The following is a 3233-nucleotide window of genomic DNA, read 5'->3' as shown; positions in this document are numbered from 1 at the left end:
AATGCGCGAAGCCTGGCGCCAGGTGCGTGAAGACGCCCGCGACCTGGGCGATGCCGAGCACAAGCTGCGGGCGCTGTGGGGCCTGTGGAGTGACCGCTGCGGCTGCAACCAGTACGCCGAAGCACTGGAATTGGCCGAGCGCTACATCAGCCTGAGCCACAGCGGCAACCAGCAACTGCTGGGTAAACGCATGCGCGCGCTGGCGTTGTTTCACATGGGCGACCTGGCCGGCGCCCGACAGAATATCGACGAGGCGCTGGGGTCACCGTCAGCGCCGCGCTCGCATATTATCGACGTGCATTTTGACCAGCGCATCGCCGCCCGCTGCCTCAAGGCACAGGTGCAGTTGCTGGAAGGCGATGTCGACCCGGCGCTGCGCCTGATCGGCAGTTGCGTCGATGAAGCCATCACCCTCGATCACCCCGCGACCCTCTGGTACACCCTGTGCCTGGGGGCAATTCCCCTGGCGCTGTTGGCGTCCAACCTGCCCAAGGTGCGGTACTACCTGGGCTTGCTGCAAGACAGCACGACCCAGCAGGACCTGCACATCTGGCGTCAGTTTCGACTGTGCTTCGAGAGCATCCTGCTGATCCGCCAGGGGTCGCCCGAAGAAGGCGTGCCGTTGCTGGGTGAGGCCTTGCATCACCTGCATGGCCAAGGCGACAGCCAGCTTTATAGCTTGCTGCGTTGTGAATACGCCCTGGGGCTGGCGCGGCTGGGCCTGGAGAAACTGGCGCTGGAGGTATTGGAAGACACCCTGCAATTGGCGCTGGGCCGGCATGAGCGCTGGTTCGTGCCGCAGATGTTGCGGATCAAGGCGCAGCTGATTCTGCGCCAGGCCCAGTACGGGTCGGTGGACAAGGCCAAGGTGTTGCTGCGCCAGGCGTGGGTGGATGCGCAGTTGGCCGGGGCGCATTTCTGGCGGGCGCAGATTGCCAGTGACCTGGCCAGGTTGCAGGAGCCGAAGATGCGGATTGCTTCGTTGCCAAGGTTTCAGCACCGGTAGAGGCTGCCGGCATGTAACGGTAAAAAGGGGACGGTAAAAAGGGGACAGATTTATTTTATAAATAAATCTGTCCCCTTTTCGCTCTTTTTGAACTCCGGCAGCCGCGCTATTGATCCGCCGCATAAATGACGGTTTGCGCACTGTCGGGTGCAGCGGGTCGGCGGGTGAAGTAGGTGTCGCCTTCATCCGTATGAATCTCATATTCAAACTTGCTGGTCGCGCGGCCCGTGGCGGTGGCGTGCTTGATGATCTTCAGCACGCGCTGGAATTTCACACTTTGGGTGCCGTTCTGGCTGGGCCCGGTGAGCACGTTGACGCTTTGAAACCAGCCGTCGTTCTTCTTGTTCGCCACCAGGGCGCCGGTCATGGCTTCAAACCGCTCCAGCCGGGTAAAGCCCCACAATGTCTGCTCTTCCACGGTTTGGCCGAGGGCCGCAGAGCAGGTAAACACGAACAGGTTGATCGCCGGGCTGTCTTCACAGAAGAAATCGTAAGGCACCAGGCCGTCGACCATTTTCTTGCCGGCCACGAAGCCTTTTTTGTGCACCTGAAACATCGCCACCTCCACGCCAATGGCGTCACTGAACATCAGCTCACGCAGGAGAAAAGTCTAAAGGCGCAGGGCGTACAGGGCGGTCAAGCCAATGTAATATCGTGTAAAGATCCCACCCGAGGCAGGATGATTTCCACGCTCAACCCGCCGGACGGCTCGTTGTGCGCCTCGATGGTGCCGCCATGCATTTCCACGGACCTCAAGGCGATCGCCAGGCCCAGTCCGAAACCGGCATCGGTGTCATTCGGGCCACGTTCGAAAGGTTCGAAAATACTCCGCAACCGCAGGTTTTCAACACCCGGCCCCTGATCGGTGATCAATACCCGCAGCCAACGGGTGTCGGGGCTGACCTCCGCCGAAACCCGCACCGTGGTATCAGGCTGCGTGTAGCGCACGGCATTTCGAATGACATTTTCGAAACACCGATACAGCAGCTCGCCGCTGGCCCGACTGACAAAGTCCGGACACGCCTGCAAGCTGACACTGCAGCCTTTGATACCCGCCTCGAACTGAGCATCCTCGACAATCACGGCCAGCAATTCGACGATATCCACCGGCTCGCGCTCGATGCTTTCGGGACGGCCCTGCACACGCGCCAGGGTCAGCAGCGCCTCGATCAGCGTGTCCATGCGCGCCGATTCACGCTGGATGCGCCCGAGCATTTCCTGGCGTGCCGGGTCTTGCTGCAACAGCCCGATGGCCACTTGCAGGCGCGTCAACGGTGAGCGCAGTTCATGGGAGATGTCGTGCAACAGCTGTTGCTGGGCCTCCACCAGCAGCTTGAGCTGGTTGGCCATGCGGTCGCAGTCTTCGGCCAGGTCGACGATTTCATCACGGCGCTTGCCCATCATCGGCCGCACCCGGGTTTCGAAGCGGCCCAGCGCAACGTCGCCCATCGCCCGCCGCAGATAAGCCAGCGGCCACGCCAGGTAGTAGGCCATGTACCCACTGAACAGCGCGCTCATCAGCGTGCCGATGATCAGCGGAATCCAGTGGCCCAGGCGCCCGGGTTCGTGGGGAGGATGGGAAGACCTGAGGGACAGCGTGGCCCCGTCCTTGCTGATCAGCGACTTTTCATAAGCCACCTGCGAGACCGGCGTGCCGGCCAGCAATTGACCGGCACTGTCATAAACGCCAATGGCTTGGCCGTGGGGTGGCTGCCACACCGCCAGGAGCTGGCGGCCCGACTCGACACCGTACTGTTCCAGCAACTGTTCTTCGCTGGCCAGGATCGCATCCAGATGGTGATCCCCCGGGCCAAGGCTGCCCGCCACGAGAATGCTCAACCCCACCAGGAACGTCAGGCTGGTGGCCAGCCAAAAGGCCAGGAACAGTTTCCAGAACAGCCGGCTGGGTTTCATCATTCGGCGATCAACAGGTAACCGAGGCCACGCACGCTCTGGATCCAGGCCTTGGCATCCGGGCGCGGGCCCAACTTCTGGCGAATGCTGCTGATATGCACGTCGATGCGCCGGTCATAGCGGGTCAACGGGCAGCCCAGGGCATTGAGCGACAGGTCCTTTTTGCTCACCACCTGGCCGGCGCACCGGGCCAGCACTTCAAGTAGGCTGAATTCGGTACTGGTCAGCCCCAGTGCGCAGCCTTTCCAGAGGGCCTGACGCTTGCCGGGCCAGAGCACCAGGGCGCCGGTCTTGATCACGTCAGCGGCCGGCG

General features: G+C 62.0%; 3 protein-coding genes and 1 pseudogene. 1 reads left to right on the top strand and 3 read right to left on the bottom strand.

Features of this window, described 5'->3' with window-relative positions; genetic code table 11:
- A pseudogene (locus tag HX846_RS24970) lies at window positions 1–1006 on the top strand (transcriptional regulator); the annotation flags it as partial.
- Between the two features lie 106 nt (window positions 1007–1112).
- Here the strand turns inward: HX846_RS24970 and HX846_RS24965 are convergent.
- The 3 genes from HX846_RS24965 to HX846_RS24955 all read right to left on the bottom strand — a co-directional run.
- Entirely contained in the window at window positions 1113–1562 is a 450-nt protein-coding gene (locus HX846_RS24965; RefSeq protein ID WP_178966298.1) for a hypothetical protein, read from the bottom strand.
- Window positions 1563–1642: 80 nt separating this feature from the next.
- Window positions 1643–2923 (bottom strand): HAMP domain-containing sensor histidine kinase, encoded by a 1281-nt coding sequence (locus HX846_RS24960; protein WP_178966297.1) that lies wholly within the window; start codon window positions 2921–2923, stop codon window positions 1643–1645.
- The coding region (locus HX846_RS24955; RefSeq protein ID WP_178966296.1) for a winged helix-turn-helix domain-containing protein at window positions 2920–3233 on the bottom strand (314 nt) is incomplete at its 5' end. The genes HX846_RS24960 and HX846_RS24955, both read right to left, overlap by 4 nt.

This window comes from Pseudomonas sp. K5002, from assembly GCF_013386655.1.
Taxonomy (GTDB): Bacteria; Pseudomonadota; Gammaproteobacteria; order Pseudomonadales; family Pseudomonadaceae; genus Aquipseudomonas.
Note: the sequence above shows the minus strand (reverse complement) of the source record. Positions and strands in the feature narration are given on the sequence as shown.